Genomic DNA, 14,511 nt, shown 5'->3' with positions numbered 1-14,511 from the left:
ACACGTGACGTCACTGCACGCCCCTGACGACGAGACCGTTGATCATGTCAACACGTCGATCCGCTACACGATGTGGTCCGTCTTCGCGACGACCGGCGAGATCTCGCCGGACGAGCGCGAAACCGTCGTCGCCGACGCTGAATCCGCGGTTGCGGCGACCGGCGTGACGGTGCGCGGCTATTACGACGTCGCAGGGCTCCGTGCAGATGCTGACTTGATGGTGTGGTGGCATGCCGAGACGATCGAGGAGCTGCAGGCCGCCTATCATGCCCTGCTCGGGTCGAAACTTCCGATCACTCCTGTCTGGTCGGTGGCCGGCCTGCACCGGCCCGCTGAATTCAACAAGAGGCACCTGCCGGGATTCCTTCTCAGCGATGAGGCGCCGAAGTATATGGCCGTCTATCCGTTCGTCCGCTCCTTCGAGTGGTACCTGCTTGAGGACGACGAGCGGATGGCGATCCTCCGGGACCACGGCATGAAGGGCGTTCCCTACAAGGACGTCATCGCGTCGACGGTCGCCTGCTTCGCGCTCAACGATTACGAGTGGATCCTTGCTCTTGAGGCGGACGAGCTCCACCGTATCGTCGACCTCATGAGGGACTTCCGATACACGGAGGCGCGTAGGCACGTGCGAGTTGATACGCCCTTCTATACGGGCTCGCGCGTCTCACTCTCGGAGTGGGCAGTCCGCCAACCACAGGGAGAATAGCGACCGTTACGATCGCTCGTGCAGCGGGACCACCCGGGCTGCGTCAGCCTGTGAGGATCTTGTCGACGGCTGCGAGTGTCTCGGAGATCCCGCCCTCGATCCGCACATCCGCAAGCCTGTCGGCCTGAGTCGGCCCGCGATTGATGATGGCGATGTCGGCGCCGGAGGACAGTCCTTGGGTGACGACCCACATCCCCGTCATGACGAGCAGGGAGCTGCCGACCACGAGGATCGTCTTCGCGTCTCGGGCGTAGTCGAAGGCCTCGTCCATCGCCTGAACGGCTTCGCCGAAGAAGACGATGTCGGGCTTGAGGGTGCCCCCGCAGGAGGCGCACTGGGCGACGGTGAACGTGGACTCGGCCGCCTTGGCATAGTCCGCCTCGGCGAGGATCGCCGCATTCGCCGGATCCGGATCGTCGACCGTGTGCGGGTTCAGCTCGCGCAGCCGGGGGTCGAGGGCGGCCCGGTCCGTGACCTCGCCGCAGTCGAGGCAGGTCACGCGGGTAAACGACCCGTGCATCTCCGCCACCCTCTCCGAGCCCGCCTTGACGTGGAGCCCGTCGATGTTCTGCGTCGCGGTGCCGGTGACGATGCCGTCCCGCTCCCACTCGGCGAGAATCGTATGACCCTCCGTCGGTGCGAGGGCGTCGAGGGCCCGCCACGTCTCCTGGTTCCTCTGCCACACCCAGCGCTGCCACGTGTGCGAGCCCGTGAACATGTCGAAGTCGACGCTCGGCTTCTCCGAGCCTCCACTGCCCCGATAGTCGGGCAGACCGGAATCCGTTGAGAGCCCAGCACCGGAGACGACCACGACATCGCCGCGGCTCATGAGCTCCGCGAGGCGCTCAATGCTCACGCCCGCACCCCGCGGCGGATGAACTCGGCCGCGAGATCGTGGCCGAGCTTCTCGGGATTGTTGGAGCTGCGCCGGATCTCGACCTTGCCGCTGCCCATGAACCGGGCGTGGAGCGCGACCGTTCTGCCCGTCGAGCGGGCAAGAACGCCGACCGGGGCCGACGGCGCGAGGTTGAGCTCGCGGACGAAGCTGCGCTCGGCGATCATCTCCAGTCTCGTCGTCTGATCGTCGACGAGGTCGAGAGTGTGCTCGACCTGCGAGCCGCGACGCGCTTCGAGGGCAACCGCCCCCTGGCCCGCGACGGGCACCATGACCTCGTAGGGCAGATCCTGGCCGATGTCGCGGCCGAGCTGGGTGAGCTCTGCCCGGGAGACGATGATGCCGTCGAGCTCGCCGACCCGAGCGAGACGCTCCTCGAGGTCCCCGCCGATGTCGACTGGCCGCAGGTCCTGCCGGAAGTGGGTGATCTGCGCGGCGCGGTTGGCCGAATCGACCCCGACCCGCGCCCCGTGGGGCATGCCCCGATAGTCCGTGGGACCGACGAACGCATCCTGAGGGCTCTCCCGAGGAAGGAAAACGACGGAGAGATCCACATGATCGGCCAGCGGAATGTCGGAGGCCGCGTGGACGGCGACGTCGCAGTGACCGGCGAGCAGGGCCTGCCGCAGGGCCTCAGGCCCGCCATCGACCTCGACGATCTCGTACCCGTCGAAGCCGTCTGCCACGAGCAGGGTGTCGCCTGCGGCCGCGGCCTGAGCGAGGTGGAGGGCTGAGGAACTGGTGCCGATGCGCATGCCGACCAGTATACGTACGGCACGTGTTCGGCCGCCGGTGGGGGTGAGGCAGGCTGCTTCTGAGCAGTCGGTTCCAACCCCTGCGGCCGCGCACTCTGCGCTCAGAGGATGAGCGGGAGATGTCAGAGGATGAGCGGGAGAAGAAGGATTGCGATGACGAGGATGAGGCCGGCTATCGCCGGGTAGAGGGCCGGCTTGCTGCGCAGGAGATTGAAGTCGTCTCCGCTCGAGCCGCCGCTCGCACTGCGGGCGATCCGATAATCGGCGCTGTGGCCCAGCAGGTCATCGGGGTGCCGCCTGTCGGCGGGCCGGTCGTCGTGGTCATCGTGCCTGTCCTCGCCGTGGCGCTCGCGGGAATCGTCAGCCATGAGTGCCCCCTTTCTCCTGCCACGCTACGACATCGGCCGCGTCCGCGGTTGGGAAATCGGGTCGCGGGTGGCGGTCGGGGCGACTGCCCGGGACAGGGCGCGGCGGATGCTGCCGAACGGAATCAGACCTGGCTGCCCAGTTCCCGAAGGATTCGCAGAGTCGAGTCCAGGTGCTCGACTTCGAGCTCGACGACCCGCTCAGTATCTTTCGCGATGAGGGCGTCGATGATGGCTCGGTGGGCGGCGTGGGATTCCTCGACCTGCTCGGGCCGCAGTCGCAGCGAGATCGACACGTAGGGGGATGAGGCTCCCGCCAGCATCTGGACCATCCGCGAGGTCCACGAGCTGTCGTACTTCATCGTGACCTCATGGAACCTCTCGTTGATGGCTGTGAAATCGAGGAGATCATCTGTTCCCTCCATCTGCTCGATGAGGCTGAGGCCGAGTGAGATGTCCTCCTGGGTGACGGAATCGATCGTCCTGCGGATGAGAAGAGGCTCGATCAGCTTCCTCATGCTGTAGATCTCTTCGATTGCCGACAGATCGAGCGAGGCGACAGTCGTTCCCCGATAGGGGAGGGAGGCCACAAGACCCTCCTCGTTGAGCCGCTGAAGAGCCTCTCGCACCGGCGTGATGGAGAGATCGAGGTCGCGGGCGAGGTCTGCCTGGACCAGCCTGTCCCCGGACTTCAGCCGACCGGTGATGATCGCCTTCCGAATCGCGGTATGGGCGTAGTCCGCCTGGGTCCGCGGCGCTCCGGCAGAGCGCGGCGATCCCGTCAGCCACGTGCCGGCGTGCTCTGTGTTGCGGGTCATCGCCACCTCCCTTGGTCCATCTTCCACCATCAGCTCCCAACGCAATGCTTCCCTCGGGACATAAGTCCATCGAGTCGAATTTTACAGAATATATCTTATAAGAAATATTCATCTCGGAAGGAGCTCCCGTGGAGATCGCAGGACAGATTTTGATCGGCGTGACGATCATCCTCATGGTGGTCGGCAGAACGCCGCTCTACACGACCGCCATCGTCGGCGCCACGCTTGCGGCGCTCGTCTACGGCATCCCGGTCACGGGAGAAGCCGAGGACACGACGATCAAGTCGCTCGTCATCGGCGGCCTCAACCCCGTCATCGCCGATATGGCGGGCGTTCTCATCTTCATCGGCGCGATGGAGCACACGGGATACCTGAGGGTTCTCGTCAACGCCATCATCCGCCAGGGCAACAAGCTCGGACGAGGGCCGGGCGTCGCCGCCTCCGGCGGCATCGCCGCCGGGATCATCGGCGGCTTCACCGGCTTCACCCAGCCCGCCATCACCGCCGTCGTCACCGGACCGGCCTCGGTCAAACTGGGTGTCGACCCGAACAAGTCCGCCGGCACCCACGCCCACGCGGGCCACCTCGGCAACTTCGCGGGATTCACCCACCCCACGCTCCTCGCCGTCATCGCCACAGCCGGCATCACCTTCGGCTGGATCAACGCGATCGGCCTCGCGACTGCGCTCACCATCTTCGGTCTGTCCTTCGCCCGCATGCGTGGTGACGTCAAGAAGGTCAAGGCGACGTCCGCCGAGGAATCGAAGGAGGCTCTGTCCGAGTTCGCCCGCAAGGAGGGAGAGCCGTCAGTCTGGTGGGTCCTCCTGCCGTTCCTCCTGCTTGTCGTGGGCTTCGCCATGGGCTACCCGGTCTTCGCGGTCGGCTTCGTCGTTTCGGTCATCGTCATGATCATGGCCCGCGCCAATCCAATGGAGGCGGAGAAGTCGATGCTCGAATCGGTCAAGCGCGTCGCCATCCCGCTCATCGCCACGATCGGCTTTCTCTACCTCTCCGGCGTCATCGCGGCCGTTGGCATCACCGGCCTTCTCGGCGGCTGGTTCGAGCCTCTCATCGAGGCTGCCCCGATCATCACGCTGGTGCTCGTCTCGGCCGTAGCCGGCCTTCTCACGCAGTCGAACTCCGCATCCGCCGCCATCATCCTCCCCATGCTCACCATCGTCATGGCGCAGGGTGATGTGAATCCGCTGGCTGCGGCTGTCGCCGCAGCCGGTCCGACCGCGATCATGCAATACTTCCTCACGGGCGGCCCGGTCGCTGCACTCGCGACCACAGTTCCTGTGGTTCCCGGATCTGAGCTGAAGGCGGCGAACCGCTTCCAGCGGCCGTCCCAGCTGGGTGGACTGCTGTTCGTCTCCATCGTCGCCGTCGTTCTCGGAGGATTCTGATCATGAAGCCGATCATCGCTGTCGGAGCTCTCGGCGGAACCATCGCCATGTCGGCCGAGGGTACGGGTGCCGTTAGGCCAGAACTGTCCGCGGATGATCTGGTGGGGGCAGTACCTGCTCTCGCCGACGTCGCACAGATCCGCGCCGAGACCATCTCGAACGTCGCCTCACCCGCGATTCTTCCAAGGAACGTCCTCGATGCGCTCGACTTCGCGACGAGGTCGATCGACGAGGGTGCGACGGGCGTCGTCCTCACTCACGGCACCGACACCCTCGAGGAGACCGCCTACCTCCTCGATCTCCTATGGGATCGGGAGGAGCCGCTCGTCGTCACGGGGGCGATGAGATCGCCGAACCTGCCGGGTGCCGACGGGCCCGCCAACCTGCTGGCCGCCGTTGTCACCGCCGGGTCGGAGGACGCAAGGGGGATGGGAGTACTCGTCGTCCTTGACGACACCGTGCACCTCGCCCGCCTTGCCGCCAAGACCCATGCAACGGCTGTGTGGACGTTCCAGTCGCCCGGCTGGGGTCCGGTCGGCCGGGTTGCCGAGCGACGGCTGCGGATGGCGCTTCGGCCGATGCGGATGTTCGACCCGCTGCCGGCGCCGGGTGATGGTCCGATCCGCATTCCCATTGTCGAGACCCCGTTCGGGGACGAGGGGGACTGGGTGCGGGCCATCGCCTCCCTCGAGCCCCCGGCCCTTGTCGTCCAGGCCTCCGGAGTGGGGCACATGTCCGAGCCGGTGTCCGATGCGTGCGAGGAGCTTGTCAGGAGCGGCATCCCCGTCATCATGGCCTCCCGCACGGGCAGCGGCACCACCCTCGAGAAGTCCTACGGGTACCCAGGCTCCGAACAGGACCTCATCGCGCGTGGGCTCATCCCGACCGGCTTCCTGACGGCCCGCAAGACTCGGCTCCTCGTCCACGTGCTCCTTGAGTTCGGAGCAGACGAGGCTACCATCCGCAGGGAGATCGCCGCGAGGGGATTCTAGCGACACACGAACCGCCGCGACAGAACCGCGCCCCACGGGGCGCGGTTCTGTCGTCGGAGCCGGATGGTGCGCAGGGTGCCGCGCGAAGCGAGCCCGCTGACTCGACCTCTGTGCACGGAAGGTGGCAGCGGCTTGGATCTCGCTGGACGCTCTCGAGTCTCGGCATACGGCAGAAACCGCGTGAAATCGGCCGTGATCTTGGGAACGTTCCATCGCTTTCCCCCTGGTGGGCCTATTGAAACACCACGGATCATGCGAGAATAAACGGTGGTTACAGCCGTCTAACGAAGGAGTCCCACCGTGGCTATTGCAACCCCCGAGGTTTACAACGAGATGATCGACCGCGCGAAGGAGCAGGGCTTCGCGTACCCGGCGATCAACGTCACGTCCTCGCAGACACTGACCGCTGCGCTGCAGGGCTTTGCCGAGGCTGAGTCCGACGGCATCATCCAGGTCTCCGTCGGCGGTGCAGAGTACTGGTCGGGCTCCACCCGCAAGGACCGCGTCGCGGGCTCGCTCGCGATGGCGGCCTACGCACGCGAGGTCGCGAAGAACTACGACGTCACCGTTGCCCTCCACACCGACCACTGCGCCAAGGGCAACATTGATACGTGGGTCCGCCCGCTTCTGGAGATCGAGGCCGAGCAGGTCAAGAATGGCGGGCTGCCCGCGTTCCAGTCGCACATGTGGGACGGTTCTGCTGTCGAGCTCGAGGAGAACCTTGAGATCGCCAAGGAGCTGCTCGAGCTCTCCCAGAAGGCCAACACCATTCTCGAGATCGAGATCGGCGTCGTCGGCGGCGAAGAAGACGGCGTTGTCGGCGAGATCAACGAGAAGCTCTACACGACCGCAGCAGACGGCGTTGCCACGGTCGAGGCCCTCGGCCTCGGCGAGAAGGGCCGCTACCTGACCGCCCTCACCTTCGGCAACGTCCACGGCGTCTACAAGCCCGGCTTCGTCAAGCTCCGCCCCGAGCTCCTCGGCGAGATTCAGAAGGCTGTCGGCGAGAAGTACGGCAAGGAGATGCCGTTCGACCTCGTCTTCCATGGCGGCTCAGGCTCCTCGGAGGAGGAGATCGCGACCGCTGTCAAGAACGGCGTCATCAAGATGAACATCGACACCGATACCCAGTACGCCTTCACGCGTCCCGTCGCCGACTGGATGCTGAAGAACTACGACGGCGTCATCAAGGTCGACGGCGACATCGGCAACAAGAAGATGTACGACCCCCGCGCCTGGGGCAAGGCCGCCGAGAAGGGCATGGCCGACCGCATCGTCGAGGCCTGCCAGCAGCTCGGCTCTGTCGGCACCCGCATCAAGTAACACCCTCTTCATCGGAAGGCGGCAGGCCATGAGGCCTGCCGCCTTTCTCGTGCCTGGAAGAGACATGCGTCGCTGACGGCGCCCCCTCTCCGACGCGCCTCACCTCGTGTCAGCCGACCACGAGGGCGAGCCGCCGACCATCACCTCCGCGTTCTCACCATCCAGTACCTGCCCCGCCCGCAAGGCCAGTGAGTAGGGTGGTGGAGTGAGCGCGTCCTTGGGACAGTCTGCTCGCAAATATTAAGCAGGGAGTGGTTCCATGGTCGACCAGCCGAGGGTGGCACGCTATCGACAGTTCGGAGACCCGAGTGTGATCGGTGTCGAGGCGCAGGATGTCCCGGATCCGGGCCCGCACGACGTCGTCGTCGAGATCCGCAGGTCGGGCATTAACCCCCTCGATGTGAAAACGCGTGCTGGGGCGCAGAATGTCCCGATACCCGAGGGTGGGCTCATCCCCCACACCGATGGAGCCGGCATCATCCGTCGCCTTGGGTCGGACGCTGCGGGGCTCACTGAAGGACAGCGTGTGTGGGTCTGGGGAGTGGGCAGAGAAGTCGGCACAGCTGCCAATCTCGCGGTCGTACCTGCCGAGAGGGTGATGCCCCTCCCGGAGAACGCGTCGTTCGATCTCGGCGCGAGCCTCGGCATACCCGCCATCACCGCGGCGCTCTGTCTCAGTCGGCACGAGGACCGGCTCATTGTCCCGTCGACTTATGCTCTCGCGGGCAGGTCCGTTCTCGTGCGCGGTGGCGGCGCGGTCGCGCACTTCACCATTCAGCTCGCGAAGCATCTCGGCGCACGTGTTGTCGTCGCAGCCTCCCCCTCAAAGCTCCAGGCCGTGGAGCTCGCCGGCGCCGACGCCAGTGTCGATCGAACGCGCACGGATGCCCAACAGGCTCTGCGGGAGCTCAGCCCGGACGGCTACGACCTCATCGTCGACGTGAGCCCAGCCGCGAACATCCAGTCCGACATCGACCTCGCCGCCTTCAGGGCAACGATCGCACTCTACGCCCGCGAGGGCGGGAATTCGGCCGAGGTGGACTTCAGGGCCCTTCAGGCCAAGAACATCACCCTCCGCAGCATCCGTACCATCGAGCTTCCGCAGGACGAGATGCAGTGGGCCGCCGACACGGTCACGTGGGCGCTCGAGGCGGGCGCCCTCAGCGTGGGCGAGGCCCACGGCCTTCCCATCGTCCTCTTCAGCCTTGACGAGATCGGGCAGGCGCACGCGGCCGTTGAGGCGCCCGGCTTCCACGGCAAGGCGCTGGTGACGCTCTAGCCTGTTCAATCGGCGGCCCCCAGAAAACGTCGCCGCACACAGTCGTTACACTCGCAGGTGTGCCCGCCCGGGCATCGCACCGCTCCAGGAGGAACCATGCCCTCAGTCCTGTTCGTCTGTGTCAAGAACGGCGGCAAGTCACAGATCGCCGCCTCCCTTATGCGAATGAAAGAGGGGATCAACGTCCACTCCTGCGGCACCAAGCCCGCTGGCGAGCTCAACGCGCTCGCGGTCGAGAGCCTAGCCGAGGTCGGTGGATCCGTCGAGGGCGAGCACCCGAAGGGCCTTGATCCCGCGGTCGTCTCGAGTGTCGACCGGGTCGTCATCCTCGGCGAGGAGGCGGACCCAGGCCTCTTTGCGGACGCGAAGCAGGTCGACGTCTGGGTGACCGATGAGCCGTCGCTGCGTGGAATCGAAGGCATGGAGCGGATGAGGCTGGTGCGCGATGACATCGCCCGACGAGTCGACAGCCTCTACGCGGAGATGACCGGGGAATCTGCCTGACCGGCAGACTGCCGTACCCGCTGGAGTTCTCAGCGCCGGAGGTGCTCTGACTCGCGCGGCGGCGTGAATTGCGCTGAGCGGGATCGACTGAATCTCAGCTCCTGCGTACGCGCTTTCCTCCATCCGCACAAGACTCCGCCCAGTGAGCCCGCGGGGCGTCAGTCCTGTTCGGCCTTCTCGATCGCGTAGACCAGCCCGCCTGCGAGCGCGGCGAGGACGAGGCCCTGCTTCGTGTGGGGCAGCCGCGCACCGGCGTCGCGTGCCCGCTCGCCGCGGTTGAAGATGTACTTCTCACCCGCGATCGCGGCGACGGTCGTGGCGAGTCCCGCGGCGGCGACGATGCCGGCCGTCTTTCTGATCGTGTCCTTATCGGCCCTGTCGAGCAGCCTGCGGATGTTCTCCCTGTCCTCCGGCAGCGTCGCGTTCGCGGTGACGATGGCCTGCCCGGTCGACAGTCCGAGCAGGACTGATTTCCCGAGGTATCGAAGGAGCTTGGACCGGACGAAGTCCGGCAGCGCGTAGTACGTGAGAGTCGTCGCGGCGGTGATGCCTGCGTCCGCCAGTGGATCAGCCTTGATCAGCCTGTCAATCATGTGGTCCCCGTTTCTTCGTTACCGACAGACTACGCGGGCCGGGTCGGAGCGGCGCAGATTCCTCTCCATCGGCGGTCGGTGGAGGGGCCGCCGATGGAGAGGAGGCGCATCGCCTGCAGAGAGCAGTTCCCCGGGAGCGGCTGCTCCCGGGGAAGAGGTCGATCACTTCTCGATCGGCTCGATGTGCCACACCTCGTTGGCGTAGTCGCGGATCGTCCGGTCAGAGGAGAAACGGCCGGATGCGCAGATGTTGAGCCAGCACTTCCGCGCCCACTCGACCTCGTCGCGGTAGTCCTCGAGGGCGCGATCGCGGGCCTCGCGGTAGGACGCGAAGTCACCGAGGACGTAGTAGACATCGGAGCCATCCGGGCCGGACTCGAGCAGTGAGCGGCGGATGTCGGCGAACATGCCGGAGCCGCCGTCATTGAGCGTGCCGTCGGTCAGCGCGTTGACAACACGGGTGAGTCCCGGCGTCGCCTCCATCGTCGCGTACGGGTCATAGGAGGCCATGAGCTCGGGGAGCTCCTCCTCCTTGGCGCCGAAGATGTAGGCGTTGTTCTCGCCCACGGCATCGACGATCTCGACGTTGGCGCCGTCGAGGGTGCCGAGCGTCAGCGCCCCGTTCATCATGAACTTCATGTTGCCGGTGCCGGAGGCCTCCTTGCCGGCCGTCGAGATCTGTTCGGAGATGTCGGCAGCCGGGATGACCTTCTCGGCGGGGGAGACGTTGTAGTTCTCGATGAAGACAACCTTGAGCCTGTCACCGATCTCGGGGTCGTTGTTGACGAGCTCCGCGATCTCGTTGATGAGCTTGATGATCGCCTTCGCGCGGAAGTAGCCGGGGGCTGCCTTCGCGCCGAAGATCGCGACCGAGGGGGTCACATCGAGACTCGGGTCGTCCTTGATCTGGAAGTAGCGATCGAGCACGTAGAAGGCGTTGAGCAGCTGGCGCTTGTACTCGTGCAGGCGCTTGATCTGGACGTCGAAGGCCGCGTCGGGGTTGATGGTGATGCCCTGGCGCTTCTCGATCCAGTCGGCGAAGTCCTGCTTGTTCGCCTTCTTGACCTTGATGAGCTCGTTGATGAGGCGCTTGCCCTTGACCTTCTTCGCCAGTGGCTTGAGCAGGTCGAGGTCGGAGACCCACGCGTCCGATCCGACCTGCTTGTCGAGCAGGCGGGCGAGGCGCGGGTTGCACTGGTTGAGCCAGCGCCGCGGTGTCACTCCGTTCGTCTTGTTGTTGAACTTCTCCGGCCAGATCTGGTACCAGTCCTGGAGCGTGTCCTTCTTGAGGATGTTCGTGTGAATGGCTGCGACGCCGTTGATCGAGAAACTCGCGTAGCAGGCGATCCATGCCATGTGGATCCGACCGTTCGAGATCGGGGCGAGGTAGTCGACGCGATGGTCGGCGATGCCGCGCTGCGCCATGTCGATGCGGAAGCGGCGGTCGATCTCGGCCACGATCTCCAGGACGCGGCCGAACAGCTGCTGGAAGATCGAGTACTCCCAGGTCTCCAGCGCCTCGGCGAGCGTCGTGTGGTTCGTGTACGCGAACGTCCGCGTCGTCACCTCCCATGCGTCCTCCCACGTCATCCCGTGATCGTCGAGGAGGATTCTCATGAGCTCGGGGATGGCGAGGACGGGGTGGGTGTCGTTGAGCTGGATGCAGTTGTACTCGGCGAATCCCGTGAGGTCATCGCCGTGCTTCTCGACGTAGGCGTCAACCATCGCCTGCAGCGAGGCCGAGACGAAGAAGTACTGCTGGCGGACGCGGAGAACCTTGCCCTCGTAGGTCGTGTCGTTCGGGTAGAGCACGCGGCACAGGTCGGCAACACGCTCACGCTCGACGATCGCGTCTGTGAAGCGCTGGGAGTTGAAGGCGTCGTAGTCGAACTCCTCCATCGGCTCCGACTTCCACAGCCGGAGGGTGCCGACGTTGTTCGTGCCGTAGCCCGTGATCGGCATGTCATACGGCACGGCGCGGACGTCCATATCGTCGAACTTCACGTACCGGGACTGCTCCTCGCGGCGGACGACGAAGGGATAGCCCTCCTCCATCCAGGGGTCCGGATGCTCATGCTGGAAGCCGTTCTCGAACGACTGCTTGAAGAGTCCGTAGCGGTAGAGGATGCCGTAACCCGTCACCGGCAGATCGAGCGTCGCGCACGAATCGAGGAAGCAGGCAGCGAGGCGGCCGAGGCCGCCGTTGCCCAGCGCTGCATCCCGCTCGGCTTCGAGGACGTCGGAGAGGTTCTGGCCGTAGGCCTCGACCGCCTTCTTCGCGTCGTCGACGAGGTTGAGGTTCGTCAGATTGTTGAGCAGCGCGCGTCCCATGAGGAACTCAGCAGAGAAGTAGTGCTGCTGGCGGCCGGCCGAGGCGCGGAGCGCGGACTGCTCCCAGTCCTCGGCGATGCGGTCGACGATGGTGGCAGAGAGCCCTGCCCAGACCTCCAGGGGGGTAGAAGATTCAGGGGACCGTCCCGCGACAGCTCGGGTGAAAGAGCCCAGGCTGGAAGTGAGATCAGAAGTCACATTTTCTCCTTGGATTAAAGGCGGCAGTGATGCCCTGCTTTCCACAGTAGTTGGTCCCGCCCATCGGACGAAAACTATCCGGCATCGTGACTGAACGGTGGGGGAGGGTACCGAGGGACTGACGCTGCCAGGCGAAACGCCGATCATGGTATCCGGTCGAGCGACGATGTCGCGCGCAGTGGCGGCTCGTCAGTCGCGATCGACTGGCGACGGCGACCCTCTTGTTGATGCGCGCGACTTGGCGCGAAAGCCCAGTCGTGCCGGGACCATGGTCCCGAACGTTATATCCGGCGACCAGAGCTGCCGAGAAGCGTGCCCGAAATGTACCCTTTGGCGGCTTCGGACATCATCGGTGGAAGCGCGCCTACCTTATTGTCAAAGAAGGTGCAAACGCCGGAACAACGCCTGTTGATACAACGATATGTTGCTTGATCGGAGTACTCAGTCTCAAGGGCCTGTCAACGGCCTTCGGTTGCCAAAGAGAGAAGTGGGTGATGTGCGATGCAGCTGCGAGCTCACCGTGCCGCCAGTTCCGCCACCCCACCTCTGCTCGATGGAATCTGCCCACCGCGAGGCCTGCCATCCCAGGTTCGCGGGCAGTCCATCACCCACCGCACGGGCGACCGGAGATTCCGCGAGGACATCGCCGTCGCCAGCATCGGCGTTCCGTCGGCGAGGAGCTCGACTCACCCGTCACCCCGCGCCATCGTTGCCCACAGAACCAACGCATCGCCCGCTCAGTGCCGGCGTGCGGATCAGCTTTTACACACCCGGCCACGGCCGGGGTCCCTGAGGGAGGACACATGATGAATAAGAAGAGAGGACTGCTCGCCGCCGCGGGAGCGGTCCTGACGACGGTGGCAATGGTCGTCGGCGGTGGAGCCGCCCAGGCCGTCACCCTGCCGAACCCGCCGGACACCGTCAATGTCACCATCACGAAGCTCGAGCAGCCGGACGTTCTCGGACCCGTGGCCTCGGGAGTCCAGGACCCCGCCGCCGTCGGCACCCCCATCGAGGGCGTGACCTTCAGCTACACGCTCGTCCCCGGCACTGCCGCAGGGCAGGCGAACGACGCGGGGACGAACGCTGGCCAGAACTATGCGGCGGATCTGACCGTTGCCGCCGCACGCGCCGCGATCAGCGATACCCCTGCCACTGTGCTGGGCACCACCGGCCCCGATGGCACCGTGTCGGGAACACTGCCCCGCGGCGTTTACCTCGTCGACGAGGATGTAGCGTCTCTTCCGCTGGGAGTGACGGCGGCCGAGCCCTTCCTCATGACCCTCCCGATGACCGACCCGGACACGCTGGACGGCTGGCTGGCCGACCTCTCCATCTATCCGAAGAGCTCCGTCATCAGCGCTGACAAGACCGTCGTCAACAGGGACGTCCTCTCGATCGGCGGCAGCGTCGCCTGGACCGTCACGGCCGACATTCCCACAGTCGCCAACCCGGCAGCGACCGGCCCGTCCGACCGGTTCATGGCACCGGATCACTTCAGCATCGCCGATACGCTGACCGATGCAGAGCTGACTCTCGCTGAGAGCTCGGTGGCGGTGACCATCTCCTCCACCGTCGACGGAGTCAGCCGCACTCTCGCCAATCCCGACGCCTTCGTCGCCACGACGACTCCGCAGTCCGGATCGACCACCCTCGACATCGAGTTCACCGAAACCGGTCGTGCGGCGCTCGCGGCAGCGGTCAATGCCGACCCCGATGCGAGGGTCGTTCTCTCTTTCGAGACCACTGTCGCTGCGGCCGCCGCCATCACCAACACCGCGCTGGTCTATCCCAACCAGGATGCGAAGGATCTCGGCCGTCCGCTCCCCGCGAGCGCGGAGATCCGCTACGGATCTGCCACCGTCGAGCTGACGGGCGGCGCGGACCTCAGCGGCGCCGTCTTCCGGATCTACACCTCGCAGGCCGATGCTCTGGCAGGGGGCGCCACGGGGCGCCTCGTCATGGCCGACAGCACGGACTCGTGGACGACCGGAGAGGATGGGTCCTTCACGATCGAGGGCCTGCGCCTCAGCGATTGGGCGGACGGCGCGGCAGTTGTGGCAGGCTCCGAGGGCTACCAGACCTACTGGCTCGTTCAGACCACCGCCCCCGAGGGGCACCAGCTGCTCCCCGATCCGATCGAGCTCGACCTCACCTCGGTGAGCCAGACGCTGACAATCGAGCAGGCGCCGAACACGGGTGCTTTCGTTCTGCCGCTGACCGGCGGCCAGGGCACGGCCGTGCTCACCGTCGCCGGCCTCGCCATCCTCGGCTTCGTCCTCGTCGCGTCACGCCGCCGCAGGGATGATGCCGCGGTCTGACTCAGAGAGCCCGCTCGGCACT

At 65.6% G+C, this 14,511-nt stretch carries 13 protein-coding genes; 7 read left to right on the top strand and 6 right to left on the bottom strand.

The window, feature by feature from the left end; translation table 11 throughout:
- The first annotated feature begins 4 nt into the window (after window positions 1-4).
- Window positions 5-709: a hydrogen peroxide-dependent heme synthase gene (gene hemQ, locus EJO69_RS12705; RefSeq protein WP_342769199.1), complete on the top strand. Its 705-nt coding sequence runs from the start codon at window positions 5-7 to the stop codon at window positions 707-709.
- Between the two features lie 43 nt (window positions 710-752).
- Here hemQ and EJO69_RS07170 read toward each other — a convergent pair whose 3' ends face one another.
- The 4 genes from EJO69_RS07170 to EJO69_RS07155 all read right to left on the bottom strand — a co-directional run bounded on the left by EJO69_RS07170 (window position 753) and on the right by EJO69_RS07155 (window position 3,542).
- On the bottom strand, window positions 753-1,565 hold the full coding sequence (locus EJO69_RS07170; protein ID WP_245993556.1) for a Sir2 family NAD-dependent protein deacetylase: 813 nt from the start codon (window positions 1,563-1,565) through the stop codon (window positions 753-755).
- Window positions 1,562-2,359 carry a hypothetical protein gene (locus tag EJO69_RS07165; RefSeq protein WP_126040580.1) on the bottom strand — a complete coding sequence of 266 codons (798 nt, stop codon included), beginning with the start codon at window positions 2,357-2,359 and terminating at the stop codon, window positions 1,562-1,564. Before EJO69_RS07165 ends, EJO69_RS07170 begins: the two co-directional genes overlap by 4 nt.
- 122 nt (window positions 2,360-2,481) lie before the next feature.
- On the bottom strand, window positions 2,482-2,727 hold the full coding sequence (locus tag EJO69_RS07160) for a hypothetical protein (protein WP_126040578.1): 246 nt from the start codon (window positions 2,725-2,727) through the stop codon (window positions 2,482-2,484).
- A gap of 122 nt (window positions 2,728-2,849) precedes the next feature.
- A complete protein-coding gene (locus EJO69_RS07155; protein WP_164519901.1) occupies window positions 2,850-3,542 on the bottom strand; it encodes a GntR family transcriptional regulator in 693 nt (230 codons plus the stop codon).
- Between the two features lie 128 nt (window positions 3,543-3,670).
- On the opposite strand from EJO69_RS07155, the gene EJO69_RS07150 reads away from it, so the two are divergent.
- The 5 genes from EJO69_RS07150 (at window position 3,671) to EJO69_RS07130 (ending at window position 9,046) form a co-directional block, all read left to right on the top strand.
- Window positions 3,671-4,948 (top strand): hypothetical protein, encoded by a 1,278-nt coding sequence (locus tag EJO69_RS07150; protein WP_211331378.1) that lies wholly within the window; start codon window positions 3,671-3,673, stop codon window positions 4,946-4,948.
- 2 nt (window positions 4,949-4,950) lie between these two features.
- Entirely contained in the window at window positions 4,951-5,940 is a 990-nt protein-coding gene (locus EJO69_RS07145) for an asparaginase (protein ID WP_126040574.1), read from the top strand.
- Between the two features lie 300 nt (window positions 5,941-6,240).
- A complete protein-coding gene (gene fbaA, locus EJO69_RS07140) occupies window positions 6,241-7,263 on the top strand; it encodes a class II fructose-bisphosphate aldolase (RefSeq protein ID WP_126040572.1) in 1,023 nt (340 codons plus the stop codon).
- 259 nt (window positions 7,264-7,522) lie between these two features.
- On the top strand, window positions 7,523-8,542 hold the full coding sequence (locus EJO69_RS07135; RefSeq protein WP_126040570.1) for an NADPH:quinone reductase: 1,020 nt from the start codon (window positions 7,523-7,525) through the stop codon (window positions 8,540-8,542).
- A gap of 96 nt (window positions 8,543-8,638) precedes the next feature.
- Window positions 8,639-9,046, top strand: coding sequence for an arsenate-mycothiol transferase ArsC (locus EJO69_RS07130; RefSeq protein ID WP_126040568.1), 408 nt, complete (start codon window positions 8,639-8,641; stop codon window positions 9,044-9,046).
- Window positions 9,047-9,204: 158 nt separating this feature from the next.
- Here the strand turns inward: EJO69_RS07130 and EJO69_RS07125 are convergent, their stop codons facing one another.
- Complete coding sequence (locus EJO69_RS07125) at window positions 9,205-9,639, bottom strand: hypothetical protein (RefSeq protein WP_126040566.1); 435 nt, start codon at window positions 9,637-9,639, stop codon at window positions 9,205-9,207.
- A gap of 162 nt (window positions 9,640-9,801) precedes the next feature.
- On the bottom strand, window positions 9,802-12,168 hold the full coding sequence (locus EJO69_RS07120) for a glycogen/starch/alpha-glucan phosphorylase (protein WP_245993554.1): 2,367 nt from the start codon (window positions 12,166-12,168) through the stop codon (window positions 9,802-9,804).
- 803 nt (window positions 12,169-12,971) lie between these two features.
- Here EJO69_RS07120 and EJO69_RS07115 point away from each other — a divergent pair.
- Complete coding sequence (locus EJO69_RS07115) at window positions 12,972-14,489, top strand: SpaH/EbpB family LPXTG-anchored major pilin (RefSeq protein ID WP_126040562.1); 1,518 nt, start codon at window positions 12,972-12,974, stop codon at window positions 14,487-14,489.
- Window positions 14,490-14,511 lie beyond the last annotated feature (22 nt).

This window comes from Flaviflexus salsibiostraticola (genome assembly GCF_003952265.1).
Classification (GTDB): domain Bacteria; phylum Actinomycetota; class Actinomycetes; order Actinomycetales; family Actinomycetaceae; genus Flaviflexus; species Flaviflexus salsibiostraticola.
Note: the sequence above shows the minus strand (reverse complement) of the source record. Positions and strands in the feature narration are given on the sequence as shown.